Origin of the sequence: Mesorhizobium sp. M0152 (assembly GCF_040322415.1) — a bacterium.
Lineage (GTDB): Bacteria > Pseudomonadota > Alphaproteobacteria > Rhizobiales > Rhizobiaceae > Mesorhizobium.
The window spans coordinates 49,554-74,482 of sequence record NZ_JAMYTH010000003.1 but is presented as its reverse complement, the minus strand read 5'-3'; the positions used below and the strand labels follow the sequence as shown (position 1 = coordinate 74,482).

Here is a 24,929-nt window from a genome sequence, read left to right as displayed (position 1 = left end):
GGATCAGGCGGCGGCCGGTCTGCGTCCGGCGGCTGTGGCCAGTTCGCGGATTCCGGGCTCGATGTGCTGCAGCGCGATGGAGGAAATGCCCAGGCGCATGAAACGCGAAGGCTTTTCCGTGCGGTCGAAGAAGCGGTCGCCCGGTTCTATGATGACGCTGCGCGAGGCGGCGGCCTCGGCCAATCCGCGCGAATCGGTGCCGCGCGGCCCTTCGAGCCACAGCGACGTGCCGCCGGCCGAATCGGTCGAACGCCATTCCGGCAGGAAGGCGGAAATCGCATGGACCAGGCGCTTGCGGCGCTCGTCGAAGGCGCTCGACAGCCGCCGCACCAGCGCCTCGTGATGGCCGAGCGACAGGAACAGCGCAACCGCGCGCTGGTTGTTGGCCGGCGGATGCCGCAGCATGAAACGGCGAAGCGCCCTGAGCTCCGAGATCAATCCAGCCGAAGCAACGATGTAGCCAAGCCGCAGGCCCGGAGCCAGCGTCTTCGACATCGAGCCGACATAGACGACGCGGCCGGAGCGGTCGAGGCTCTTCAACGCCTGCTGCGGCGCCTCGTCGAGGAGCTGGCTGTCATAGCCGTCCTCGATGATGATCTGGTTATAGCGGTTGGCGCGCGCCAGCAGGTCCTGCCGCCTTTCCGCCGACAGCGGCACCATGGTCGGGCAATGATGGCTTGGCGTGACGAAGACGAAGCCGGAATCATTGGGAATAGAGGCGGTTACGATGCCGGACTGGTCGACCGGCACCGGCTCTATGTCGGCGCCCGCCAGACGGAAAATCGAGCGTGCGTCGGGGTAGCCCGGATCTTCCATCGCCACCTTGGAGCCCTTGGTCATCAGCAGCGTCGCCAGCATGTAGAGCGCGTTCTGGGCACCCAGCGTGACGATGATCTCGTCGGGGTTGGCGAAGATACCGCGCCGCGGCAAGAGCCGGGCCTGGATTTGCTCGATCAGCAGCGGGTCGTCGCGATCGACCATGTCGGAGGCCCAGTTGCGGATCTCGAGCACGGCAAGCGCCATGCGGTTGCACTCGCGCCATTCGGCGGTCGGGAACAGGGCCGGATCGAACTGGCCGTAGACGAAGGGGTAGGACGACTTGATCCAGTTCTCGTGCTTGGCCGGCGGCGGCATGTCGCTGGCCGCGATCTGCCGGCGTGCCTTCCAGTCGATTTCGTTGGCCTGGTCGGGCGCCTTCTGGTGCGGCTTGGCGGGCGTTGCCAGCACGTCGGGATTGACGAAATGGCCGCGCCGCTCGCGCGCCACCAGGAACCCTTGGTCGACGAGCTGCTGAAAGGCCAGCACCACCGTTCCGCGCGCCACGCCGAGTTTTTCGGCCAGGATCCGGCACGAGGGAAGCGGCATCGAAGCGGCGATCTGGCGGTCGAGAATGGCGGCCACGATGGCCTGGCGGATCTGAGCCTGGAGGGTCTGGCCGGATTCGGCCGAAATCCGGAACAGGCCGGACCATATGGCCGTGTCGTTGCGCTGTGGCATGGGAGATGTTCCTCGATGGCCAGCTTTTTTCGTTTGGCTGGACCAGTCGAATGTAACGGTGGCACAAGGGGTTGCGCCAATCAATTTTTCTGATCTTTGGGATTTATGCCAGTGATCCTTCCGCCGAATCCGGCGGCGCGGGAAGAACTGCCCGATCTCCGCGTGATGCATGCATCATCACCTTGTGTGATGCATCGCATCATCGCTTCGTGATGCACTGCGTCATTGCCGCGTATTGACCGGACGGAATTCGGCTCAATAGTTTTGCCGCGACGACACGCGCCGGAAACATCCGGTCTGATATGGTGCGTCGAAAACGCCAGGAGTTCCCCGCCAGTGGATCAGTCAGCCTTCCAGAAACAGCTCGCCGCCTTGCGCGACCATCGCGCCGGAGCCCCGGGCAACATGCGCCAGGCTTTCGCCGCCGATCCACAGCGGTTCGAGAAATTCTCAGCCATGGATGGGGACCTGTTGCTCGACTGGTCGAAATGCGCCGTCGACACCGTGACCATGGATCTGCTGGAAAAGCTGGCCGGGGCCGCCGATCTGGAAGGCCGCCGCGCCGCCATGTTCGCCGGCAAGAAAATCAACGTAACCGAGGACCGCGCGGTGCTGCACACGGCGTTGCGCAATCTCAGCGGCGAGGGTGTCACGGTCGATGGCCAGGATGTCAAGGCGGATGTCATTTCCGTGCTCGACGCGATGGGTGCCTTTGCCGATGCCGTGCGGTCCGGCAAGGCGACCGGCGCCACCGGCAAGAAAATCACCGACATCGTCAACATCGGCATCGGCGGTTCCGATCTTGGTCCGGCCATGGCGACGCTGGCGCTGGCGCCCTATCATGACGGGCCCCGCGCGCACTATGTCTCCAACATCGACGGCGCCCACATCCACGACACGCTCAAGGGCCTTTCCGCCGAGACCACGCTTTTCATCGTCGCCTCCAAGACCTTCACCACGGTCGAGACGATGACCAATGCGCAGACGGCACGCAAATGGGTGCAGGACGCGCTCGGCAAGGAAGCGGTCGGCAAGCATTTCGCCGCCGTCTCGACCGCGCTCGACCTCGTCGCGAAGTTCGGCATCGCGGCGGACCGCGTCTTCGGTTTCTGGGACTGGGTCGGCGGCCGTTATTCGGTCTGGGGCGCTATCGGCCTGCCGGTGATGATCGCCGTCGGTCCGCGGAATTTCCACGCCTTCCTCGATGGCGCGCACGAGATGGACGAGCACTTTCGCACCGCGCCCTTACAGAAGAACCTGCCCGCACTGTTGGGACTGGTCGGCTGGTGGCACCGTGTGATCTGCCAATATCCGGCGCGCGCGGTCATCCCTTACGATCAGCGTCTGTCCCGCCTGCCGGCCTATCTCCAGCAGCTCGATATGGAATCGAACGGCAAGAGCGTCACGCTCGAAGGCAATGCGGTGGCAACGCCGACCGGACCGCTGGTCTGGGGCGAGCCCGGCACCAACGGCCAGCACGCCTTCTTCCAGTTGCTGCACCAGGGCACCGACTTCATCCCGGTCGAGTTCCTTGCCGCTGCCGTCGGCCATGAGCCTGACCTCAAGCATCAGCACGATCTGCTGCTCGCCAACTGCCTGGCACAGTCGGAAGCCCTGATGAAGGGCCGCACGCTGGAAGAGGCACGCGCGCAGATGCTGGCCAAGGGCATGAAGCCCGCCGATGTCGATCGCATCGCCCCGCATCGCGTCTTCTCCGGCAACCGGCCCTCGGTGACCATTCTCTACCGCAAGCTCGACCCGCGCACCTTCGGCCGGCTGGTCGCGCTTTACGAGCACCGCGTCTTCGTCGAGGGAACGCTGTTCAACATCAACTCGTTCGATCAGTGGGGCGTGGAACTTGGCAAGGAACTGGCGACGGGGCTCTTGCCTGTCGTGGAAGGCAAGGAAAGTGCCGCCAAGCGCGACGCGTCGACGGCTGGCCTTGTGGGATACATCCACCAATTGCGTGGTTCGGAGTGAAAAGTTTGGCAGACATCAAGGGCATATTGTTCGACAAGGACGGAACGCTTGTCGACTTCAACGCGACCTGGCTTGGCGTAGCCGACTTCATGGCCATGGACGCGTCCGAGGGCGATCGCTGGAAGGCGGACAGGCTGCTTGCGGCCGCCGGCTTCGATTTCGCCAACAAGCGCTTCAAGCCCGACTCCATCTTCGCCTCCGGCACCAATCTCGACGTTGTCGAATTGTGGTTCCCGCGGCTGTCCGATGAGGACCAGATGCTTGCCGTCGCCCGTTTCAACGAGATCACTTCCGTGCAGGGGTCGGCGATGGCGGTGGCGCTGCCGGGGATCGTCGACACGCTGGCGGCACTGCATAGGAAACCCTACCGGCTTGGTGTCGCCACCAATGATTCGACCAGCGGCGCGGAAAAGACCTTGGTCACGCTCGGCGTCGCCCAATTGTTCGATGCCGCCTATGGCTATGACGCGGTGGCCAACCCCAAGCCCGCGCCCGACACGATCCTTGCCTTTTGCGATCTCACCGGCCTAAAGCCGTCGGAAATCGCCATGGTCGGCGACAACCGCCATGATCTCGAAATGGCCCGTGCCGGCGGCTGCGGCCTGGCCGTGGGCGTGCTCTCCGGCACCGGCACCCGTGAATCCCTCGCCGAGATTGCCGACGTCATCCTGGATTCGGTTGCCGACCTGCCGGACTTTCTTTCGGCACGGGTCAAGGAGACGGTTTGATCGCTCCGGCAAGAACCGGGTCGGTTCGCGCTTCGAGACGAAAGACGCCGCTTGGCTTTGGCACAGCGTCTTTCGCCTCCCCGAAATCCGGCACCTTGTATTCGGCAAGCAGGCGCAGCCGCGACCGCGGCAGGTAGACCCGGCCTGGATCGCCGACCAGCACCTCGATGCCGGCGGCGAGACAGCGGTCGAGGAAAGGGACCATCCGCCGGGCGACGTCCTGCCCGTAGAACACGTCGCCGGCAAGCACCACGTCGACCACGGGTGGCGAACCCCTGGTGATATCGTCTGCGATCGCGCGGATTGCGACGCCGTTGGCCGCCGCGTTGAGGCCGAGCGCGGCGACGCCGTTGCGGTCGATCTCGGCGGCGATCACCTCGCGCGCCCCGGCCCTGGCGGCGGCGATGCCGACAAGGCCCGAGCCGGCGCCGAGGTCGAGCACGCGGCGGCCTGCCACGGTCGTCGGGTGGTCGAGGATGTGGCGCGCGAGCACGGCGCCGCCGGCCCATGCATAGGCCCAGTAGGGCGGCTGCGGGTCCGGCGCGTCCTCGTCCGCATCGTCTTCGTCATGAGGGCCGACGAGGCGCCTCAGCCTGCTGCCCGGATGGGCGGTGTAGAGCCGGATTTCGGGAAGCGAAGGCACCGGGACAAGGCGCATGTTCGCCTTGATGAATTGCGCCGGGTCGAGATGCCAGCGCCGGTCCGGCCCATCGTCGCAGGCAGGTTCATCACCCACTATTGGCGCAGTGCCCGCCGCAGGATCTTGCCGACCGGCGTCTTCGGCAATTCGGTCCTGAATTCGATGTATTTGGGCCGCTTGTAGCCGGTCAGGTTCTCGCGGCAGTAGGCGGTGATCGTTTCCGCGGTCAGGGCCGGATCCTTCTTGACGATGAACAGTTTCGGTACCTCGCCGGAATGCTCGTCCGGCACGCCGATCGCCGCCACTTCGAGCACGCCTGGATGCGATGCCACCACTTCCTCGAGCTCCGTCGGATAGACGTTGAAGCCGGAGACCAGGATCATGTCCTTCTTGCGATCGACTATCTTGGTGTAGCCGCGCTCGTCCATGAAGCCCATGTCGCCCGACTTGAAGAAGCCGTCCTCGGTCATCACCTTGGCGGTCTCGTCCGGCCGGTTCCAGTAGCCGGCCATCACCTGCGGACCCCTGATGCAGATCTCGCCGACCTCGCCGAGCGGCAAATTGTTGCCGTCATCGTCGCGGATGGCGATTTCGGTCGAGGGCAGCGGCAGGCCGATGGTACCGGTGAAGTCGCCGGAGCTGAACTTGTTGGCCGTCGCCACCGGAGAGGTTTCCGAAAGGCCATAGCCTTCGCTGACGGGACACCCGGTAAGCGCCTTCCAGCGCTCGGCCACGCCCTTCTGCACCGCCATGCCGCCGCCCAGCGTCAGCACAAGCGGCTTGAAGTCCAGCTTGCGGAAATCCTCGTTGTTGAGCAGCGCGTTGAAAAGCGTGTTGAGGCCAGGAAAGATATGGATCGGATATTTTCCCATCTCCTTGACGAAGCCGGGAATGTCGCGCGGATTGGGGATCAGTATGTTCTGGCCGCCCATTTGCATGCCCATCAGTGCATTCACCGTCAGCGCGAAGATATGGTAGAGCGGCAGCGCGCAGATGAGGTTGAGATGCGCCGGCTTGGGCTTGATCGTATAGGCATCTTCGACCCACAGCGAATTCTGCGCGACATTGGCCAGCACATTGCTGTGCAGCAGCGTCGCGCCTTTCGATACGCCAGTGGTGCCGCCGGTATATTGCAGGAAGGCGACATCGTCGGCCGCCACCTTGGCGGGCCTGAAGTTCATGCCGCGGCCAGCCTTCAGAGCCGTGTTGAACTGGACATAGCCCGGCAATGACCAGGCCGGCACCATTTTCTTGACGCGGCGCACGACCAGGTTGACGATCGTGCCTTTCAGGCCGCCAAGCATGTCGCCCATGGCCGCGACCACGACATGCTTGATCGATGTCCTGCCGATCACCGCCTGCAAGGTGCTGGCGAAGTTCTCGAGGATGACGATGGCCTGCGCCCCGGAATCCTTGAGCTGATGTTCCAGTTCGCGCGGCGTATAGAGCGGATTGACGTTCACCACCGTGTAGCCGGCGCGGGCCACCGCCATCATCGCCACCGGGTATTGCAGCACATTGGGCATCATCAGGGCCACGCGCGCGCCCTGCTGCAGTCCGATCGATTGCAGATAGGCTGCGAATGCCGCCGAAAGCCGCTCGAGCTCGGCATAGGTAATGGACTTGCCCATGCAGGTGAAAGCTGGCCGGCCGGCGAACTGCTTGCAGGCGGCGACAAGGAAATCGCCGATGCAGCTATAGGGGAGCGCGCCGATCTCGGCCGGCATGTTCTTCGGATAGCTTTTCAGCCACGGTTTCTGCGGCAGGCCGGCGGCCAGCTCGGTGAGCGCCTTGGGCAGTCGCTGGGCGGCCGTGGGCGGCTTCGAGGCGGGTGCTGATTTGGCCGCGGACGATGACTTCGCCGCTCCGGCCTTGTTGGATCCGGCTTTAATCGGCGAAGTTTTTCCCGGAACGGCTTTTGTCGATGGTTTGGCCGTGGCCTTGGCTGCGGCCTTTGCTGGTTGGGCTTTCTTGGCCGGCTCCCGCGCCGTCTTCGCAATGCTGGCCTTGGCGGTCGCCGGCTTGCCGGGACGCGCGGCCGGTTTCGATGCCGCCTTGGTCGACGCCTTTGCCAGTGCCTTCGGTGCCGTTGCCCTCGGTGCCGGTGTCTTCGATGTCCTTGCCACCCATCCCTCCCTTGGCCGTTCTTGTTGGTCTTCGCCGCGATCGTCTCTGATGAGAGAGACGTCCTCCGCTGCCGCAGTCCATCTATGTATTGCGTCTATCGGCGGCCGTGCAAGTCTGCCCTTGCGGCAAGACCGGAAAGATTTGCCGCCGAAAAATCCTTCCATCGCCAGCGGCCCAGTGCGGAATGTTCCGGCGTGCACGGCTGGCCGGAAGCCAGCGCAATGCCGATTGCGCGATATCGCCGATCAATAAAAAAATGCGGTCGTTAACAATATCGTGAATGGAAAAAACTGCTAATTTTTTCTCCAATTGGGCAACATTGCGGATTCATTTCCTGCTTACGGTGGGGTAGGCAAACTGGGTGTTCCAAAGCCGGAAAAACGGTGCTTATATGCGCGCTTCGCGAGCCTGCTAGAGGGGCTTGGAAGAACATCAGGGAGTGCTCAATGAAAAGGAAACTGACTTTTGCAGCCGCGTTGCTGGCTGCAAGCGTCCTTGGAGGCGTGGCCAACGCAAAGACGCTGGTCTATTGCTCGGAAGCATCGCCGGCCAACTTCGATCCCGGTACGACGACTGGCGGCAACGACTTCGACGCCTCGTCGCGCACCGTCTATTCGCGCCTGGTCGAGTTCAAGCATGGCGGCACCGAGATCGAACCCGGTCTCGCCGACAAGTGGGATATCTCGGACGACGGCCTGGTCTATACTTTCCATCTGCATCCGGGCGTGAAGTTCCAGACCACCGACTATTTCAAGCCGACCCGCGACTTCAATGCCGACGACGTCGTCTTCTCCTTCGATCGTCAGTTCAACAAGGCCAATCCGTGGAACGGCGAAAAGTACCTGCCGAACCTCACCTGGGACTACTACACCGGCATGGACATGCCGAAATACGTCGCCAAGTGGGAGAAGGTCGACGACCTGACCGTCAAGCTCACCCTGACCGAGCCGAACGCGCCGATGCTGGCCAATCTCGGTATGGACTTCGCCTCGATCGTGTCGAAGGAATATGCCGACCAGCTGGAGAAGTCCGGCAAGATGGCCGATTTCTCCACCAAGCCGGTCGGCACCGGCCCGTTCCAGTTCGTCGACTACCAGCTGGATTCGGTCATCCGCTATGCGGCGAACCCGGATTATTTCAAGGGCAAGGAGAAGATCGACGATCTCGTCTTCGCCATCACGCCTGACGCAACGGCCCGTATCCAGAAAGTGCTCGCCGGCGAATGCGACATCGCGCCCTATCCGAATCCGGCAGACATCGGCACGATCAAGGCCAATCAGGACGTGAATCTGATGGATCAGGCCGGACTGAACATCGGCTATATGAGCTACAACACCACCATCCCGCCGCTCGACAAGCCTGAGGTTCGCCACGCGCTCAACCAGGCGATCGACCGGGAATCGCTGATCAAGTCGCTGTTCCAGGACGCTGGCGCCACGCCGGCCGAAAACCTGATCCCGCCGACCATGTGGTCGTGGAACAAGGACGTGAAGACTGACGCCTACAATCCGGAAGCAGCCAAGAAGGTGCTGGCCGATGCCGGTCTGAAGGAGATCCAGCTCTGGGCCGCCGATCGCGTTCGTCCGTACAACCCGAACTTCCAGCGTGCCGCCGAACTGATCCAGGCGGACTGGGCCAAAGTCGGTGTCAAGGCGAATATCGTCAACTACGAATGGACGAAGTATCGCGAGGAAGGCAAGAAGAAGGACCGTCCGGGTGCGTTCCAGATCGGCTGGACCGGCGACAATGGCGATCCGGACAATTTCTTCGCCACCTTGTTCGCCTGCTCCGCCATTGGCGTCTCGAACTACTCGAGCTGGTGCGACAAGGACTTCGAGGATCTGATCCAGAAGGCCAAGAAGACCAGCGACCAGGCCGAGCGCACCAAGCTCTACGAGCAGGCGCAGGTCGTGTTCCAGAAGCAGGCTCCGGCCTTCCTCTTGGCGCACAGCCAGGTTTACGCGGTCGTTCGCAAGAATGTCAGCGGTTTCATGATGGACCCGCTCGGCATTCATCGCTTCGACGGCGTCGACAAGGCCGAATAGAACTGTTAGGCGGGCGGCGCAATCAAGCGCCGCCCCCTTTTTAAGATGCTCAGATACCTGCTCAACAAAATCGCATTGGTCATCCCGACGCTGGTCGGCATCACCATCTGTGCCTTCGCTTTCGTCCGGCTGCTGCCCGGCGATCCCATCCTTGCCATGGCCGGCGAGCACGGCGTCGCGCCTGCCCGCTACGAGGAGCTCAAGGAACAATTCGGCTATAACCTGCCGATCTGGCAGCAATATGCGCGCTATGTCGGCGAGGTCGCCACTGGCGATTTCGGCGTCTCCATCTCGTCCAAGCGCCCGGTGCTCGAAGAGTTCAAGACCCTTTTTCCGGCAACGATCGAACTGTCGTTCTTCGCCATGGTCTTCGCCATGGTGCTCGGCATTCCGGCCGGCATCGTCGCCGCCGTGAAGCGCGGCTCGTGGTTCGACCAGTCGCTGATGGGGACAGCGCTGGTCGGCTATTCCATGCCCATCTTCTGGTGGGGCCTGCTGTTGATCATCTTCTTTTCCGGCTATCTCGGCTGGACCCCGGTGTCCGGCCGCATCGCCTTGCAGTTCTTCTTGAAGCCGATCACCGGCTTCATGACCATCGACAGCCTGCTCTACGGCAAGTGGGATGCCTTCCGCTCGGCGCTCAGCCACCTGGTCCTGCCGGCAATCGTGCTCGGCACCATTCCGCTGGCGGTGATCGCGCGCCAGACCCGGTCGGCGATGCTCGAAGTGCTGGGTGAGGATTATGTCCGCACCGCGCGTGCCAAGGGCCTTTCTTCCGCGCGTGTCATCGGCGTGCATGCCTTGCGCAACGCGTTGATCCCGGTCGTCACCACCATTGGTTTGCAGGTCGGCACACTGCTTGCGGGCGCCATCCTCACCGAAACCATCTTCGCCTGGCCGGGTATCGGCAAGTGGATGGTCGATTCCATCTTCAAGCGCGATTATGTCGTCGTGCAGTCAGGCTTGCTTTTGATCGCTCTCATCGTCATGGCCGTGAACCTCATCGTCGACGTGCTCTATGCCGTCATCAACCCGCGCATACGGGCGGCGTGATGAGCCAGTCGACCGAAATCGCCCCGATGGCCGCAGGCAGTCCTGACCGTCTGACTGGATTCAGGACCTTCTGGCATTATTTCTCGGTCAATCACGGCGCCGTCATCGGCCTGTTCGTCTTCATCCTGCTGGTGCTGGCGGCGCTGTTTGCGCCGCTGCTGGCACCCTACGCACCGGACATACAAGACAAGACCGCGTTTTTGAGGCCTCCGGCCTGGCAGGCAGGCGGCAGCACCGAATTCCTGCTCGGCACCGATGCCGTCGGCCGCGACATGCTCTCGCGCCTGCTCTATGGCGCGCGCTTCTCGCTGCTGATCGGCGCCGTGGTGGTCTCCCTGTCGCTGTTCGGCGGCATCACGCTCGGCTTGCTGGCGGGTTATTTCCGCGGCTGGGTCGACGTCGTGATCATGCGCTTCATGGATTTGATCCTGGCCTTCCCCTCGCTGCTCCTGGCGCTGGTGCTGGTCACCATCCTCGGGCCTGGCCTGTTCAACGCGATGCTGGCGATCTCGCTGGTGCTGCAGCCGCATTTCGCACGCCTGGTGCGCGCCGCGGTGATGGCCGAGAAGAGCCGCGAATATGTCGTGGCCGCCAAGGTGGCTGGCGCCGGTCATATCAGGCTGATGCTTGCCACCATCCTGCCCAACTGCCTGGCGCCGCTGATCGTCCAGGGCACGCTGTCATTCTCCAACGCCATCCTCGAGGCGGCCGCCCTTGGCTTCCTCGGCCTCGGTGCCCAGCCGCCGACGCCCGAATGGGGCACGATGCTCGCTTCGGCACGCGAATTCATCCTGCGCGCCTGGTGGGTGGTGACCTTCCCCGGCCTCGCCATCCTCATCACGGTGCTCGCGATCAATCTGGTCGGCGACGGTCTGCGCGACGCGCTCGATCCGAAGCTCAGGAGATCGTGATGGCTCTGCTCGATATCCAGAACCTCGTCGTCGAGTTCCAGACAGCGTCGGGTCCGTTCCGGGCGGTCGACGGCGTCTCGCTTCATGTCGACGAGCGCGAAGTGCTGGCCATTGTCGGTGAATCCGGCTCCGGCAAGTCGGTCTCGATGCTGGCGGTGATGGGATTGCTGCCGTGGACGGCCACGGTGACCGCCGACCGCATGAGCTTCAACGGCCGCGATCTCCTGAAGATGAGCCCGGCCGAACGCCGCAGGATCGTCGGCAAGGACATCTCGATGATCTTCCAGGAGCCGATCGCCAGCCTCAACCCGTGCTTCACCGTCGGCTTCCAGATCGAGGAGGTGCTGCGCTTCCATATGGGCATGGATCGTGCCCAGCGCCGTGCCCGCGCCGTCGAACTGATGAAGCTGGTCGGCATCGCCGACCCGGAAGAACGCCTGAACTCGTTCCCGCATCAGATGTCGGGTGGCCAGTGCCAGCGCATCATGATCGCCATCGCCATCGCCTGCAATCCGAAGCTGTTGATCGCCGACGAACCGACGACGGCCCTCGATGTCACCATCCAGAAACAAATCCTCGACCTGCTGGTTTCGTTGCAGGCCAAATACGGCATGGGCCTGATCATGATCACGCACAATATGGGCGTGGTGGCCGAAACCGCCGATCGCGTCATCGTCCAATACAAGGGCCGCAAGATGGAAGAGGCCGACGTGTTGTCGCTATTCGAGAGCCCGAAGAGCAATTATACGCGCGCGCTCCTGTCGGCGCTGCCGGAAAACGCCGTCGGCGACCGGTTGCCGACCGTATCCGACATGCTCTTCGAGCCGGCGCCCTCGGGAGCCTCCGCATGAGCACCACGGTCGTCGAAGGCAAGAACATCGTGCGCGACTACCATATCGGCGGCAGCCTGTTCCGTGGCCAGCGCACGGTGCACGCGGTCAAGGGCGTCTCCTTCAGCGTCGACAAGGGCAAGACGCTCGCAATCGTCGGCGAAAGCGGCTGCGGCAAGTCCACGCTCGCCCGCATCATCACGCTGATCGATCCGGCGACGTCGGGAGAGCTGTTCATCGACGGCAACAAGGTCGACATCGCCAGGAATGGATTGACCAAGGAAATGCGCCGCAAGGTGCAGATCGTCTTCCAGAACCCCTACGGGTCGCTTAATCCGCGCCAGCAGATCGGTGACGTTCTGGGCGAACCGCTGCTCATCAACACCGGCAAGCCGGCCGAGGAACGTCGCGACCTGGCAATGAAGATGCTGAAGAAGGTCGGCCTCGGCCACGAGCATTACAACCGCTATCCGCATATGTTCTCGGGCGGCCAGCGCCAGCGTATCGCCATCGCCCGCGCGCTGATGCTGAATCCGAGTCTGCTGGTGCTGGACGAGCCGGTCTCGGCACTCGATCTTTCGGTGCAGGCGCAGGTGCTCAACCTGCTTGCCGACCTGCAGGACGAGTTCCAGCTGACCTATGTCTTCATCAGCCACGATCTGTCGGTGGTGCGCTACATCGCCGACGACGTCATGGTGATGTATTTCGGCGAGGCGGTCGAATACGGCTCGCGCGAGGAGGTCTTTTCAGACCCCAAGCACGGCTACACCAGGACGCTGTTCGCAGCGACGCCGCGTGCCGACGTGGCGAGCATCAAGGCGAGGTTGGCGAAGAAGAAGGCTGCGTGAGGTCGGGTATATCGATATTGGGGTGAGGCAGTCATCCTGCCGATGTTTGCGCCGCCCCTCACCTGCCTGCCGGCATCCTCTCCCCGTATAGCGACGGGGAGAGGGACGCTCTCATCGCTGGTTTCGCCAATCTCCAGCGTTGCAGGAATGGCGCCGAGATTGCGGCAGCCCATTTCTCCCCGTCTCTATACGGGGAGAAATGCCCGGCAGGGCAATGAGGGGCAGCGCTCACTTCGGCATTGATGCGTTTCACCAATTGCCTTGGAATCGGCTTTACCTGAATCTCAATACATCCCTAGCCAAATGGCTCAAGACAGCTTCGCGATAACAGCCTGCAGCGCCTCGCCGAAGCGGCGCACTTCATCGACCGTGTTGTAGTGGACCAGCGAGGCGCGAATGGCGCCGCTGTCCATGGACAAATTGAGGCGCTTCATCAGCCGGGGCGCGTACATGTGGCCGTCGCGGATGCCGATCTGCATGTTTGCCATCTCCTCGACGACCCGCTGCGGCGACAATTTGCCGATGTTGAAACAGAAAGTCGGCACGCGCTCGTTGATGCGGGCCTCATCGGCGACGCCGTAAATTGTCGCGCCACAGCTCTTCAGCACGGCCAGCATCTCGCGCGCCAGCAGCAGCTCGTAATCGCGGATCGCGCCCATGCCGGCGACGATGTTGTCGCGCCGCGAGCGGTTGTTGGAGGGCGCAAGGTTGCGGCCGATCAGTTCCAGATACCGTACGGCCGCATCCATGCCCGACACGTTCTCGTAGATGAAGGTACCAGCCTCGACCTTGTAGGGCGGCTCGTCGGGGATGAAATCCTCGCGGAAGGTCGGCAGCCGCTTCAGCGTTTCGAAGCGGCCCCACAGGAAACCCATATGCGGCGAGAAATTCTTGTAGCCGGAACAGACGAGATAATCGCAGCCCCAGGCCTGCACGTCGATCAGCCCGTGCGGCCCGTAATGCACGCAGTCGAGGAAGACTTCGGCGCCGGCGGCATGCGCGATCCCCGCCACCGAGGCGACGTCCACGATCGAGCCGATAGAATGCGCCGTCACCGTGCAGGCGACGAGACGGGTACGATCGGAAACAAGCGGGCGTAGATCGTCGACATGCAGATTGCCGTCCTCGCGCATGCGCCACCACCGAAGCTTGGCGCCGGCGGACTCCAGCGCCAGCCATGTCGCGATGTTGGCGTCGTGGTCCATGTCGGTGATGACGATCTCGTAGCGCTCCCCGAGCATCTGGCCGATGCCGAGGCTGACTAGGCGGATGAACGAGGTGGCGTTCATGCCGAAGCAAATTTCGGACGGACTGTACGCGTTGATCAGCAGCGCCACGCTCTCGCGGGCGTCGGCGACCGACTGGTCGACGGTGACGCTGCGGCCATAGCGGCCGCCGCGTTGCACATTGTGCGAAACCAAATGGTTGGTCACCGCATCGAGCACGCTTTGCGGAATCTGCGCGCCGGCGGCGTTGTCCAGGAAGATGAAATCGCCGGCCCGCTGCAACGCGGGGAACATGGCGCGGATGGCGTCGACGGGGAAGCCGCCTGGGGCGGTGGCCTGGGAATTGCTCAAGGGTCGTCTCCTGCGAAGTGTTTTTGCAGATGGTTGGATGATCAGCGCGTCTTCTCGGTCTTGAAGCGGCGTTCAAGCAGGCTGACGAGGCGGACCATCGGCCAGAGAAAGATGAGATAGACGAGTGCGGCGCCGATCAGCGGCGAGGGGTTGGCGTAGAGCGACTGCGCGTTGGTCGCTTCCTTCAGGAGTTCCGGCAGCGCCACGGTCGAGGCGAGCGACGTATCCTTGAACATCGACACGCAATTGCTGGTCATCGGCGGAATGACCACGCGGACCGCCTGCGGCAGCACCACCTTGCGCAAGGTCAGCAGGAACGGCAGGCCGAGCGCCTGCGACGCCTCGAACTGGCCGCGCGGAATGCTCTCGATGCCGGAGCGGAACACTTCGGCCGAATAGGCCGACATGATGATGGCGAACGCGGTCACCGCCGAGGCCCAGGACGAAAGGCGTATGCCGAGGAAGGGCAGCGCATAATAGATCAGGATCAGCACGACCAGCACCGGCAGGGCGCGGAAGATATCGGTGTAGCCGACCGCAAGCCACCGCAGCGGCTTCGTTGCATAAAGCCGCAGCAGGCTGATCACCAGGCCGATGGGGATGCCGATGCCGATGCTGAGCAGTCCGAGCAGCAGCGTGTTCAGGAAACCGCGCAGCAGCGCCGGCAGGCTGGACATGATGACATCGGGGTTGAAGAAGGTGTCCAGCAGCGACATGGGAGCGTTCCCGAACCCCAGAGCAAAGGGTGCTCAAAGTTAAAACCAATCGACCTCGCCGGCGGCGAGACGGCCTGCGCGGCAGCCGGCGCCAGCGCGCGAAATGAATCGTGCCGGCCTGCAAAGCCGGCACGATTTCAGTGCGTTGCCGCTCAGGCCTTCGGCAGCGGCATTTCCTTGACGGTCGAGGAATCGGCCGGGGCATCGCTGCCGAACCACTTCTTGTGAATGGTGGCCAGCGTGCCGTCCTTCTTCATCGCGGTCAGCGCGTCGTTGAGCTTGCCGAGCAGCGGGTGGTCCTTGGTCAGCATCAGGCTGTACTGTTCGCCGGTCTTGATGCGCTGCTTGACCGTCAGGTCCTTCATCTTGGTGAAGGAATACTGCATGCCTGGAATGTCGCTGACAGCCGCATCGATGCGGCCGGCGCTGAGGTCGAGCAAAAGGTTCTGCTGCGTGTCGTAGCCCTTCACGTCGCTGAACCCGTCGGCGTCCTGATGCGCCTTGACCCAGGTCTCGCCGGTCGAGCCGGACAGCACGCCGACGATCTTGCCCTTGAGATCGGCCTCGGCGTTGATCGGGCTGTCTGTCTTGGTGGCGATGCCCATGTCGGAATCATAATAGGGCTGCGTGAAGGATTGCGACTTCAACCGTTCCGCCGTGATGGTGATCGAGGAGATGGCGACATCGATGCGCTTCGACGTGGTGGCCGCGAACAGCGCCTGGAAGCCGAGGTCGGCAATGTCGGTGGTCATGCCGACGCGCTTTGCCGCTTCGTTGACGATATCGACTTCGAAACCCTCGAAGGTGCCGCCCTCGTTCTTGTACTCGAAGGGCGGATTGGTCGGGTAGGCGCCGACATTCAGTACATCGGCGGCATAGGCACTCGCAGGGCCGGCGGCGATGCCGATGGCGGCGGCGAGCAGGATGAGATTGCGACGGGTCAGGCTCATTTTGTTCCCTCTGGGGTGTTCCCTCTGGTGTCGATCGGGCGGGGCTAGCCCCGCACGCTTTCTTGCCGCCCCGCCTCCCAGCGCAACGTCAATTCATGGCAGCGACCGTGCGATCGGGCACGGTCGCTATTACATCGCCGAGTTCACGTGCCCGCACGGCAGGGTTGGCGATATTGTCTGTATGCAGATCACGGATTTGAGTGCGCACACCGCCGCACGCGTGAAGCGCGCTGGACGATGACCGGGGCAGCACAAACAACAAGGACTCAGATCTCCTCACCCCAGCACTGCGACGGACTGGCGGGCAAGCCCGTCCGGCAGGGCGGTAGCCTTCTATGCTGGAATGCTTATCCAAAGCGCGGTGGTTTTCAAGATAAAAGTTTTAAGCTTAAAAATTCGCGTCGCTTTGTTGTCGCGACGCATTTCAAGCGGGTCAGCGGCGCATGTCTTCCGCCAATTCGGCGCTCGCCGAGGCTTTGCCGGCAGCCGCGCCCGCGCCGAGAAACATCGTATCGCTGGACAGCACGAAGAAGCTGGCGCCGATAGCCGCCCAACGGGCGACGTCCAGCGGCGTTGCACAGAAAATGCCGGCGGTTTTGCCTCGTGCAACCGCGACGCCGATAATCCCTTGGATCGCATCGGCAAGTTTGTCGGCGCCCTTCGGTCCGATTGCATCGATCGAAACCGAGAGATCGCCGGGGCCGACGAAGATCACGTCGACGCCGTCCACCGCCGCGATCGCTTCGATGCTGGCCAGCCCCTCGGCGGTCTCGACCTGCACCGCGACGACAATCCTGTCATTGGCGCCGGCAAGATATTCGGGAATGCGGTAGCCATAGCCGGCGGCCCGGCCAGGTCCGACGCCGCGCTCGCCCCAAGGTGGATAGCGCGAGGCCCTGACGGCCATGGCGGCCTGGGCAGCGGTGGATACGCGCGGGATCAGCACGCCTTGCGCGCCGCTGTCCAGCGCCGCCTGGATGGCTTCCGGCGCATGGCCGGGAACGCGCACCAGGGCCGGCACGCGATGGACGTCGGCCGCCCTCACCATCGTCTCGATCATGTCGCGCGAGATCTGGGCATGCTCCCAATCGATACAGAGGAAATCGAGGCCGGACTGCGCCATCACTTCGACGGCGACGGGATGGGGAATGGCGGCAAAGGAACCGACGAGGTTGGTCTTGCCGATGCATTTCTGGCGGAATTCGCTCATAGCCATCCCCTTCTTATCCGGCCCAAATCCTTATCCGCAAACGCCGCTCAGGCGAAGCTATTTCAGGCTTGAAATATTTTCGCGCGAGCCTAGCGTGTGGTCTCCCGCCGCGAGTTCCAGATATGAACAAACCACATCCCCTGCACGGCCCGAACAGATTGAAACTTGGCGTCTTTTCGACCAATGCCGATGGCGGGCTGGCCATCACCGACGTGCCGGAGCGCTGGACGGCAAGCTGGCAGGACAATCTGACGGCGGCGCGGATCGCCGACCGTGCCGGGCTGGAGTTCCTGCTGCCGATCGCCCGCTGGCGCGGCTTTGGCGGCCGCAACAAGGTGCGCGAATGGTCGTTCGAAACCTTCACCTGGGCGGCCGCCCTCAGTGTTGCTACCGACCGGATCGGGCTGTTCATGACCGTGCATGTGCCGCTCGTGCATCCGCTTTATGCCGCAAAGGCGCTGGCGACGGTCGACCACATCAGCCAGGGCCGCGCCGGCCTCAACATCGTCTGCGGCTGGAACCCGAAGGAATTCGGCATGTTCGGCACGCCGCTGGTCGAGAAGGGTTACGACCAGGCGGCCGAATGGATCGAAATCCTCGAAAAGCTGTATGCTTCGGCCGAGCCGCTGGATTATGAAGGCACCTATTATCGGCTCAAGGAAGCCGTCAGCCGGCCGGCCAGTCTTCAGGTGCCACGGCCGGTGACGATGAACGCGGCTTTCGGCGGTCCGGGCCGCGATTTCGCCGCCGCCAGATGCGATTATCTGTTCACGACCTTTTCCGAAATGAGCGATGCCGGCAAGCATGTCGCCGATATCAGCGAGCGGGCCGACAAGGCGGGTCGCGATGTCGGCGTCTACACTGTGGCGCATGTCGTCTGCCGTCCAACCATGGAAGAGGCGCAGGCCTATTATGTCAGCTATGCCGTCGACATGGCCGACCACGATGCCGTCGATGCTCATATGGCCGGCAAGAAGGAATTCTCGCAATCGCATGACCCGCATGCCTATGACCGCTACCGGCAGCGTTTCGCCGGCGGCGCCGGCACCTTCCCGCTGATTGGAACGCCCGAAACGATTGCCGCCGACATGGCCGCCATTGCCGGGCACGGCTACCAGGGCATCGCGCTGTCGTTCGTCAACTACACGCAGGAGCTGCCCTATTTCTGCGACCATGTACTGCCGCTGCTGAGGCGAGCAGGCCTTCGCGAATAGTAGTGGTACAAAGCGACTTGATCGGTTGGTCTGTTGTCAGCCAAGCTTTCATCATTCGTTTCGGCAAACCATAACAAACATTTCGGGATTGGCCGAAGCCCCAACTTCGTCATCCACGGGCGAAGCAGGAGCGAAGCTCCGTCGCGGAGACCCGAGGATCCATCCCGTGACCTTGGCCGAGGAATGCAGCGGAGGAGAATTCCGCACCGCAGCAGCGCTCTGAAGTCGCGGCATGGATCCTGGGGTCTGCGCCGCGTCGCTATGCTCCTTGCTGCGCCCCAGGATGACGAAGCGATGGGCGTTTTGCGCTAATTGTCAAAGCATGCGGCTCATTTCGGAATGGTCGTAGTTTACTCCGGAATAACGGCGGTCGCCTGGATCTCCACCTTGGCGCGGTCCTCGACCAGCGCCATCACCTGCATGGCGGCCATCGCTGGAAAATGCCGGCCGATCACCTCGCGATAGGCCTCGCCGATGCCCCTGAGATTGGCGAGATATTCGGCCTTGTCGGTGAAATACCAGGTCATCGAGGTGATATGCTGGGGTTCCGCACTAGCCTCGGCCAGCACCGCCACGATGTTCTCGAGCGTCTGCCGCACCTGGCCGACAAAGTCGTCGGTTTCGAACTGGCATTGCCCGTTCCAGCCGACTTGGCCGCCGACGAAGACGAGCCTGCCGCGCGCGGCGACGCCATTGGCATAGCCGACAGGTTTCGCCCAGCCTTCCGGCTGCAGGATCTCGTGCATTCAAAACCTCCCGGTAGTCCAAAAACCAATTCCCAAAAACGAATGCCGTCAATTCTGCCGTCAGGCCGCGCCCATCACTTGCCTGGCGATCACCACCTTCTGCACGTCGGAAGCGCCCTCATAAATGCGTAGCGCGCGGATCTCGCGATACAGTCTCTCGACGATATGGCCTTTGCGGACGCCGTCGCCGCCATGCAGCTGCACGGCCTTGTCGATTACGTCTTGTGCCTTGTCGGTGGCGAACAGCTTGGCCATCGCCGCCTCCCGTGTCACCCGGGCGGCACCCATGTCCTTGGTCCAGGCGGCGCGGTAGACAAGAAGCGCCGCCGCGTCGACGTCGAGCGCCATGTCGGCGATATGGCCCTGCACCATCTGCAACTCGGCCATTGGCGCGCCGAACAGTTTGCGCTCGGCCACCCGCTTGATGCTTTCATCGAGCGCGCGGCGGGCAAAGCCGAGTGCCGCGGCGCCGACGGTCGAGCGGAACACGTCGAGCACCGACATGGCGATGCGGAAGCCCTCACCGGGCTTGCCGATCAGTGCGGCGGCCGGCAAGCGGACCTTGTCGAAAGAGAGCCGCGCCAGCGGATGCGGTGCGATCACTTCGAGACGTTCCGCAATGCCAAGACCGTTGGCGTCGCCCGGCACGAGAAAGGCGGAGAGCCCCTTGGCGCCCGGCGCCTCGCCGGTGCGGGCAAAGACGACATAGAGATCGGCGATGCCGCCATTGGAGATCCAGGTCTTCTCGCCCGACAGGACATAACTGTCGCCATCGCGGGTCGCCGTCATTTCGGTGTTGGCGACGTCCGAGCCTGAGCGCGGTTCCGACAAAGCAAAGGCCGAAATCGCCTTGCCGGCGCGTGTCTTCGAAAGCCACTGCTGCTGTTCCGGCGTGCCGAACAGGCTGAGCGCGCCGGTGCCAAGCCCCTGCATGGCAAAGGCGAAATCGGCCAGCCCGTCATGCCGCGCCAGCGTCTCGCGCGCGATGCACAAGGTGCGCACATCGAGGGGACCGGGATTGTCGGTATCGAGAGCGGTCGGTTTCAGCCAGCCGTCCCGGCCGAGCTTCGCGACCAGCTCGCGGCAAGCGGCGTCGACGTCATGATGATCGACGGGAAGGTTTTTTGTGCACCAGGCGTCGAGCTGCTGGGCCAGTTCGCGATGGCGGTCTTCGAAGAAGGGCCAGGAGAGGAAGGAGCGGTCAGGCATTTCTGCCTCCGCAGTGCTTCGAGCGTTGCGCTCTATGGCGCCCCCCTCTGTCCTGCCGGACATCTCCCCCTCTAGGGGGGAGATTGGCAGCGTCGGCGTCGGCGCCGTTCCTACAAGGTTGGAGATTGGCGAAAGCGTGCGTGACAGCTGATCTCCCCCCTAGAGGGGGAGATGTCCGGCAGGACAGAGGGGGGCGCTGTCCCGCCGACTTTTCCACGGAGAGCATCATCCTCAATCCCCCCCGAACACCGGCTTTTCCTTGGCTACGAACGCCTTGTACGCCCGCTCGAAATCGCCCGTCTGCATGCAGATCGCTTGCGCCTGCGCTTCCGCCTCTATCGCCTGGTCGAGGCCCATCGACCATTCCTGGTTGAGCTGCGTCTTGGTCATGCCGTGGGCGAAGGTCGGGCCGGAAACGATGCGCGCCGCCATGTCGAGCGCGTCCGCTTCCAAGGAAGCCGTCTCTACAAGCCTGTTGTAAAACCCCCAGCGCTCGCCTTCGGCAGCCGTCATGGTGCGGCCGGTGTAGAGCAGTTCGGCGGCGCGGCCCTGGCCGATGATGCGCGGCAGGATCGCGCAGGCGCCCATGTCGCAGCCGGCGAGGCCGACGCGCGTGAACAGGAACGCGGTCTTGGCTTCCGGCGTCGCGATGCGGATGTCGGAGCTCATGGCGATGATGGCGCCGGCGCCGACCGCGACACCGTCGACAGCCGCGATGATCGGCTTGCCGCAATTCAGCATCGCCTTGACGAAATCCCCGGTCATGCGGGTGAAGGCCAGGAGCTGCTTCATGTCCATCTTGACCAGCGGGCCGATAATGTCGTGGACATCGCCGCCGGAGCAGAAATTCCCACCATTGGAGAGGAACACCACGGCGTCGACATCGTCGGCATAGACGAGGTCGCGGAACGTATCGCGCAGCTCGGCATAGCTGTCGAAGGTCAGCGGGTTCTTGCGCTCCGGCCGGTCGAGCCGGACCTTGGCGATCCTGCCCTCGACCTCCCAGAGGAAATGCTTCGGCTTGCGGCCGGCCATCGCGGTCATTCGCGTCCCTCCCAGTTGCTGCGGAACGAGGTCAGCATGCTGGTCAACCGGCGCGCGTCGTCCTCGCTCACCTTGCCCAACAATTCACCGATCCAGCCCTCATGCGCTGCGGCGATGATGGCGAAGGATTTCGAGCCCTCCTCGGTCAACCGCACCATCGAGGTGCGGCGGTCGCCGTTGCGGCGGGCGCGGGCGACCAGTCCTTCCGAAACCAGCCGGTCGACGATGCCGGTGACATTGCCGTTGGAAACCAGCAGGAAGCGTGACAGGTCGCTCATCAGCATGCCTTCCGGCACGCGGTAGAGCGCGGCCATAACGTCGAAGCGTGGCAGCGTTGTATTGAACTCCTTCTTCAGGCGCTCGCGCAGTTCGGCTTCGATCGTGCGCGAGGCGCGCAGCAGCCTGATCCACAGACGCAGCCGGTCCTTGCCGGGTCCCGACGGTGCGGGCAGGGGGCCGGCTACCATGTTTCGCCTCCTGAAATCGAAATCGCCTGGCCGGTGATCGACGCTGCCGCATCGCCGCAGAGCCAAAGCACGGCGGCGGCAATTTCTTGCGGCTGGATCAAGCGGCCTTGCGGGTTGGTCGAGGCAAGGCTCGATCGTGCCTGCTCGGCCGAGCGGCCGGTCTTTTCGATGATGCGCTGGATGGATTCTTCCAGCATCTCTGTCTCGACGAAGCCCGGGCACACCGCGTTGACGGTGACGCCGGATTTCGCCGTCTCCACCGCCAGCGCTCGCATCAAGCCGACGACGCCATGCTTGGCCGCCACGTAAGGCGCGACATAGGCGTAGCCCTTCAGCCCAGCCGTTGAGGCAATAAAGACGATCCGTCCGGCCTTCCGCTCGGCCATGCCGGCGAGCGCCGGCTTCACGGTCAGGAAGGCGCCGGTCAGGTTGACGTCGAGCGTGCGCTGCCAATCGGCGAGCGTCGTCTTGTGCGCCGGCGTGCTGCCCGCCATCCCGGCATTGGCGACGACGATGTCGAACGGCCCACGCGCGGCCTCCGCCGTCTCGTAAAGCGTCGCCATCGCCGCCTCATCGGTGACATCGGCAGTGATGGCGAAAATGCGGTCGCTTTCGCCGGCCACTTTGGCCAGCTCCGCCTCGCGCCGGCCGCAAATGGTGACGTCGATGCCCGCACCGGCCAGCGCCAGCGCGATGGTGCGGCCGGCACCGGACCCGCCGCCGGTGACAAGGGCGTGCCTGCCGGGGATTGCGATTGCGGCCGTCATACTTTCAGCCCCGCCGCAGCGTCGCGTTCGGCCAGCCGGTAGATCTGGTCACGGCCGGGCAGATAGGGATCCGGCCATTTGACGCCACGATCGCCGAGCGCCACCGCCGCATGCAGCGTCCAGTAGGGATCGGCGAGATGCGGCCGTGCCAGCGCCACCAGGTCGGCGCGGCCGGCCATCAGGATGGAATTGACATGGTCCGGCTCGTAGATGTTGCCGACAGCCATCGTCGCCATGCCGACCTCGTTGCGGATGCGGTCGGAAAACGGCGTCTGGAACATGCGGCCATAGACCGGCTTTGCCAGTACCGACGTCTGGCCGGCCGAGACGTCGCAAATGTCGACGCCGGCTTCATGCAACAGCCTCGCGATCTCGACCGCATCGGCGGGCGTCACGCCTTCGATGCCGACCCAGTCATTGGCCGAAATGCGCATCGAGATCGGCTTCTGCGCCGGCCAGGCTGCCCGCACGGCGCGGAAGATTTCGAGGGGATAGCGGATGCGGTTTTCCAGCGAACCGCCATACGCGTCCGTACGCCGGTTGGTGACGGGCGTGATGAAGGACGACAGGAGATAGCCATGCGCGGCGTGGATCTCCAGCATGTCGAAGCCGCAGCGATCGGCCATCTCAGCCGAAGCCACGAATTCGTCGCGCACTCTGTCCATGTCGGCGCGGTCCATCGCCTTCGGCACCTGATTCTGCGGCGACCACGCGACCGCCGAGGCCGCCATGACAGGCCAGTTGCCGGAGGCCAGCGGCACGTCGGTGCCCTCCCAGCCGAGCCGAGTCGAACCCTTGGCGCCGGAATGGCCGATCTGGGCGCAGAGCTTGGCTTCGGTCTCGGTATGGACGAAATCGACCAGCCGCTTCCATGCCACCTCATGTTCGGGTGCGTAGAAGCCCGGACAGCCGGGCGTGATACGCCCTTCCGGGCTGACGCAGGTCATCTCGATATAGAGGAGCCCGGCGCCGCCCTTGGCCCGCTCGGCATAGTGGGTGAAATGCCAGTCGGTCGGGCAGCCGTCGACGGCCTTGTACTGCGCCATCGGCGAGACGACGACACGATTGTTGAGACGCACGCGCAGCTTGAACGGCGCGAACATCGGCGCGCGGCGCAAGCTGTTGCCGCCGGCACCCGCCTGGCGCTGGAACCATTCCTCCGCGCTTTCAAGCCATTCGGCATCGCGCAGCCGCAGGTTCTCGTGGCTGATGCGCTGCGAGCGGGTCAGAAGCGAATAGTTGAACTGCACCGGATCGAGGCCGAGATAGCGCTCGACCTCCTCGAACCATTCGAGCGAATTGCGCGCCGCCGATTGCAGCTTCAGCACTTCGGTGCGGCGCGCATCCTCATATTTGCGGAAGGCGGCGTCGAGGTCCGGTTCGGTTTCGACATAGTCGGCCAGAGCCACCGCGCTTTCCAGTGCCAGCTTGGTGCCCGAGCCGATCGAGAAATGCGCCGATGCCGCCGCGTCGCCCATCAGCGCCAGGTTTTTGTAGGACCAGCGTTCGCACAGCACGCGGGGGAAGTTTATCCAGGCCGAGCCACGGATGTGGTTGGCATTGGTCATCAGCGCGTGGCCGCCAAGATGCTTGGCAAAAATGCGCTCGCAGACGGCGATGGATTCCTGCTGCGACATCGCGCCGAAGCCGAAAGCAGCCCAAGTCTGTTCGCTGCACTCGACGATGAAGGTCGCGGTGTCGCTGTCGAACTGGTAGGCGTGCGCCCACACCCAGCCATGCTCGGTCTTCTCGAAGATGAAAGTAAACGCGTCGTCGAACTTCTGGTGGGTGCCGAGCCATACGAACTTGCATTTGCGCGTGTCGATGTCGGGCTTGAAGATGTCGACGAAGGTGGTGCGCGCCCGGGAATTCAACCCATCGGCGGCGACGACCAGATCGTGCGTCTCCATATAGGGCCGGGGGTCGGCTATGTCGGTCTCGAACATCAGCTTGACGCCGAGTTCGCGCGCCCGCCGCTGCAACAGGATCAGCAGCCGCTTGCGGCCGATGCCACAGAAACCGTGGCCTGAGGATACAGTGCGCACGCCATCATGGACCACGGCGATGTCGTCCCAGTACGCAAAATGCTTCTTGATCCAGACGGCGCTGACCGGATCGTTCCTGGCGAGATTGTCGAGCGTTTCGGCTGACAGAACGACGCCCCAGCCGAACGTGTCGTCGGCGCGGTTGCGCTCGAACACCGTCACATCATGCGCGGCGTCCCTGAGCTTCATCGAGATGGCAAAATAGAGGCCGGCTGGTCCGCCGCCGAGAACCGCAACTTTCATCCGTGCGATCTCCTCTTCGCTTGCTGGTCTTGAGTATCGCGCCGGCCGAAAATTATTTCAAGCTTAAAGTTTCTTGTCGAAA

21 protein-coding genes are annotated in these 24,929 nt (G+C 63.4%); 8 read left to right on the top strand and 13 right to left on the bottom strand.

From position 1 onward, the window contains the following. Positions 1 to 3 precede the first annotated feature (3 nt). A complete protein-coding gene (gene pdxR / locus NKJ26_RS04295) occupies positions 4 to 1,497 on the bottom strand; it encodes a MocR-like pyridoxine biosynthesis transcription factor PdxR (protein WP_352607424.1) in 1,494 nt (497 codons plus the stop codon). 336 nt (positions 1,498 to 1,833) lie between these two features. Here pdxR and pgi point away from each other — a divergent pair, with 336 nt between their 5' ends. Together pgi and NKJ26_RS04285 are read left to right on the top strand one after the other, a co-directional pair. Continuing rightward, the gene (pgi, locus tag NKJ26_RS04290; RefSeq protein WP_352693960.1) at positions 1,834 to 3,477 is read left to right on the top strand and encodes a glucose-6-phosphate isomerase; all 1,644 of its coding nucleotides are present in this window, start codon (positions 1,834 to 1,836) and stop codon (positions 3,475 to 3,477) included. A 5-nt stretch (positions 3,478 to 3,482) separates the two neighbouring features. Then, the gene (locus tag NKJ26_RS04285; RefSeq protein WP_352693958.1) at positions 3,483 to 4,205 is read left to right on the top strand and encodes an HAD family hydrolase; all 723 of its coding nucleotides are present in this window, start codon (positions 3,483 to 3,485) and stop codon (positions 4,203 to 4,205) included. Here the strand turns inward: NKJ26_RS04285 and NKJ26_RS04280 are convergent. Continuing rightward, positions 4,189 to 4,863 (bottom strand): class I SAM-dependent methyltransferase, encoded by a 675-nt coding sequence (locus NKJ26_RS04280; protein ID WP_352607440.1) that lies wholly within the window; start codon positions 4,861 to 4,863, stop codon positions 4,189 to 4,191. The genes NKJ26_RS04285 and NKJ26_RS04280 overlap by 17 nt on opposite strands. Positions 4,864 to 4,940: 77 nt before the next feature. Next, a complete protein-coding gene (locus NKJ26_RS04275; RefSeq protein ID WP_352693956.1) occupies positions 4,941 to 6,971 on the bottom strand; it encodes a long-chain fatty acid--CoA ligase in 2,031 nt (676 codons plus the stop codon). A gap of 447 nt (positions 6,972 to 7,418) precedes the next feature. Here NKJ26_RS04275 and NKJ26_RS04270 point away from each other — a divergent pair, with 447 nt between their 5' ends. Genes NKJ26_RS04270 through NKJ26_RS04250 form a run of 5 tightly spaced genes read left to right on the top strand, consistent with a single transcriptional unit; the run spans position 7,419 to position 12,659 of the window. Beyond that, on the top strand, positions 7,419 to 9,017 hold the full coding sequence (locus tag NKJ26_RS04270) for an ABC transporter substrate-binding protein (RefSeq protein ID WP_352607432.1): 1,599 nt from the start codon (positions 7,419 to 7,421) through the stop codon (positions 9,015 to 9,017). A gap of 45 nt (positions 9,018 to 9,062) precedes the next feature. Beyond that, positions 9,063 to 10,070, top strand: coding sequence for an ABC transporter permease subunit (locus NKJ26_RS04265; protein WP_027023664.1), 1,008 nt, complete (start codon positions 9,063 to 9,065; stop codon positions 10,068 to 10,070). A 26-nt stretch (positions 10,071 to 10,096) separates the two neighbouring features. After that, positions 10,097 to 10,981 (top strand): ABC transporter permease subunit, encoded by an 885-nt coding sequence (locus NKJ26_RS04260; protein ID WP_050577940.1) that lies wholly within the window; start codon positions 10,097 to 10,099, stop codon positions 10,979 to 10,981. Then, positions 10,981 to 11,832 (top strand): ABC transporter ATP-binding protein, encoded by an 852-nt coding sequence (locus tag NKJ26_RS04255; RefSeq protein ID WP_081689369.1) that lies wholly within the window; start codon positions 10,981 to 10,983, stop codon positions 11,830 to 11,832. The genes NKJ26_RS04260 and NKJ26_RS04255 overlap by 1 nt, the downstream gene beginning before the upstream one ends. Next, complete coding sequence (locus NKJ26_RS04250; protein ID WP_352693953.1) at positions 11,829 to 12,659, top strand: dipeptide ABC transporter ATP-binding protein; 831 nt, start codon at positions 11,829 to 11,831, stop codon at positions 12,657 to 12,659. Before NKJ26_RS04255 ends, NKJ26_RS04250 begins: the two co-directional genes overlap by 4 nt. A 308-nt stretch (positions 12,660 to 12,967) precedes the next feature. On the opposite strand, the gene NKJ26_RS04245 is transcribed toward NKJ26_RS04250, so the two are convergent. The 4 genes from NKJ26_RS04245 to NKJ26_RS04230 form a co-directional block, all read right to left on the bottom strand. Next, positions 12,968 to 14,236, bottom strand: coding sequence for a cysteine desulfurase-like protein (locus NKJ26_RS04245; protein ID WP_352693951.1), 1,269 nt, complete (start codon positions 14,234 to 14,236; stop codon positions 12,968 to 12,970). Between the two features lie 41 nt (positions 14,237 to 14,277). Further along, entirely contained in the window at positions 14,278 to 14,952 is a 675-nt protein-coding gene (locus tag NKJ26_RS04240; RefSeq protein WP_027026703.1) for an amino acid ABC transporter permease, read from the bottom strand. Between the two features lie 152 nt (positions 14,953 to 15,104). Then, positions 15,105 to 15,902, bottom strand: coding sequence for an ABC transporter substrate-binding protein (locus NKJ26_RS04235; RefSeq protein ID WP_352693949.1), 798 nt, complete (start codon positions 15,900 to 15,902; stop codon positions 15,105 to 15,107). A 433-nt stretch (positions 15,903 to 16,335) separates the two neighbouring features. After that, positions 16,336 to 17,112: an HpcH/HpaI aldolase family protein gene (locus NKJ26_RS04230; protein ID WP_352693947.1), complete on the bottom strand. Its 777-nt coding sequence runs from the start codon at positions 17,110 to 17,112 to the stop codon at positions 16,336 to 16,338. Between the two features lie 122 nt (positions 17,113 to 17,234). Between NKJ26_RS04230 and NKJ26_RS04225 the strand changes: the two genes are divergently transcribed. Further along, complete coding sequence (locus NKJ26_RS04225) at positions 17,235 to 18,326, top strand: LLM class flavin-dependent oxidoreductase (RefSeq protein ID WP_352693945.1); 1,092 nt, start codon at positions 17,235 to 17,237, stop codon at positions 18,324 to 18,326. 350 nt (positions 18,327 to 18,676) lie between these two features. Here the strand turns inward: NKJ26_RS04225 and NKJ26_RS04220 are convergent, their stop codons facing one another. The 6 genes from NKJ26_RS04220 to NKJ26_RS04195 form a co-directional block, all read right to left on the bottom strand. After that, positions 18,677 to 19,072: a RidA family protein gene (locus NKJ26_RS04220; RefSeq protein WP_352607854.1), complete on the bottom strand. Its 396-nt coding sequence runs from the start codon at positions 19,070 to 19,072 to the stop codon at positions 18,677 to 18,679. Between the two features lie 60 nt (positions 19,073 to 19,132). Continuing rightward, entirely contained in the window at positions 19,133 to 20,281 is a 1,149-nt protein-coding gene (locus tag NKJ26_RS04215; RefSeq protein ID WP_352607857.1) for an acyl-CoA dehydrogenase family protein, read from the bottom strand. A gap of 231 nt (positions 20,282 to 20,512) precedes the next feature. Beyond that, positions 20,513 to 21,325 carry an enoyl-CoA hydratase family protein gene (locus tag NKJ26_RS04210; protein ID WP_352693942.1) on the bottom strand — a complete coding sequence of 271 codons (813 nt, stop codon included), beginning with the start codon at positions 21,323 to 21,325 and terminating at the stop codon, positions 20,513 to 20,515. Further along, positions 21,322 to 21,792, bottom strand: coding sequence for a MarR family winged helix-turn-helix transcriptional regulator (locus NKJ26_RS04205; protein ID WP_352607862.1), 471 nt, complete (start codon positions 21,790 to 21,792; stop codon positions 21,322 to 21,324). The genes NKJ26_RS04210 and NKJ26_RS04205 overlap by 4 nt, the downstream gene beginning before the upstream one ends. Next, on the bottom strand, positions 21,786 to 22,559 hold the full coding sequence (locus NKJ26_RS04200) for an SDR family NAD(P)-dependent oxidoreductase (RefSeq protein ID WP_352693939.1): 774 nt from the start codon (positions 22,557 to 22,559) through the stop codon (positions 21,786 to 21,788). Before NKJ26_RS04200 ends, NKJ26_RS04205 begins: the two co-directional genes overlap by 7 nt. Continuing rightward, positions 22,556 to 24,847, bottom strand: a complete 2,292-nt coding sequence (locus NKJ26_RS04195; RefSeq protein WP_352693937.1) for a bifunctional salicylyl-CoA 5-hydroxylase/oxidoreductase — start codon at positions 24,845 to 24,847, stop codon at positions 22,556 to 22,558. The genes NKJ26_RS04200 and NKJ26_RS04195 overlap by 4 nt, the downstream gene beginning before the upstream one ends. Positions 24,848 to 24,929 lie beyond the last annotated feature (82 nt).

What these genes read in the sequence shown, in the direction of transcription:
- NKJ26_RS04270 (WP_352607432.1), top strand. Translation starts at nt 7,419, where the DNA reads ATGAAAAGGAAACTGACTTTTGCAGCCGCGTTGCTGGCTGCAAGCGTC.
- NKJ26_RS04225 (WP_352693945.1), top strand. Translation starts at nt 17,235, where the DNA reads ATGAACAAACCACATCCCCTGCACGGCCCGAACAGATTGAAACTTGGC.
- NKJ26_RS04255 (WP_081689369.1), top strand. Translation starts at nt 10,981, where the DNA reads ATGGCTCTGCTCGATATCCAGAACCTCGTCGTCGAGTTCCAGACAGCG.
- NKJ26_RS04260 (WP_050577940.1), top strand. Translation starts at nt 10,097, where the DNA reads ATGGCCGCAGGCAGTCCTGACCGTCTGACTGGATTCAGGACCTTCTGG.
- NKJ26_RS04200 (WP_352693939.1), bottom strand. Translation starts at nt 22,559, where the DNA reads ATGACGGCCGCAATCGCAATCCCCGGCAGGCACGCCCTTGTCACCGGC.
- NKJ26_RS04280 (WP_352607440.1), bottom strand. Translation starts at nt 4,863, where the DNA reads ATGCGCCTTGTCCCGGTGCCTTCGCTTCCCGAAATCCGGCTCTACACC.
- NKJ26_RS04205 (WP_352607862.1), bottom strand. Translation starts at nt 21,792, where the DNA reads ATGGTAGCCGGCCCCCTGCCCGCACCGTCGGGACCCGGCAAGGACCGG.
- NKJ26_RS04250 (WP_352693953.1), top strand. Translation starts at nt 11,829, where the DNA reads ATGAGCACCACGGTCGTCGAAGGCAAGAACATCGTGCGCGACTACCAT.
- pdxR (WP_352607424.1), bottom strand. Translation starts at nt 1,497, where the DNA reads ATGCCACAGCGCAACGACACGGCCATATGGTCCGGCCTGTTCCGGATT.
- NKJ26_RS04265 (WP_027023664.1), top strand. Translation starts at nt 9,063, where the DNA reads ATGCTCAGATACCTGCTCAACAAAATCGCATTGGTCATCCCGACGCTG.
- NKJ26_RS04195 (WP_352693937.1), bottom strand. Translation starts at nt 24,847, where the DNA reads ATGAAAGTTGCGGTTCTCGGCGGCGGACCAGCCGGCCTCTATTTTGCC.
- NKJ26_RS04220 (WP_352607854.1), bottom strand. Translation starts at nt 19,072, where the DNA reads ATGCACGAGATCCTGCAGCCGGAAGGCTGGGCGAAACCTGTCGGCTAT.
- NKJ26_RS04215 (WP_352607857.1), bottom strand. Translation starts at nt 20,281, where the DNA reads ATGCCTGACCGCTCCTTCCTCTCCTGGCCCTTCTTCGAAGACCGCCAT.
- NKJ26_RS04240 (WP_027026703.1), bottom strand. Translation starts at nt 14,952, where the DNA reads ATGTCGCTGCTGGACACCTTCTTCAACCCCGATGTCATCATGTCCAGC.
- NKJ26_RS04230 (WP_352693947.1), bottom strand. Translation starts at nt 17,112, where the DNA reads ATGAGCGAATTCCGCCAGAAATGCATCGGCAAGACCAACCTCGTCGGT.
- NKJ26_RS04235 (WP_352693949.1), bottom strand. Translation starts at nt 15,902, where the DNA reads ATGAGCCTGACCCGTCGCAATCTCATCCTGCTCGCCGCCGCCATCGGC.
- NKJ26_RS04210 (WP_352693942.1), bottom strand. Translation starts at nt 21,325, where the DNA reads ATGACCGCGATGGCCGGCCGCAAGCCGAAGCATTTCCTCTGGGAGGTC.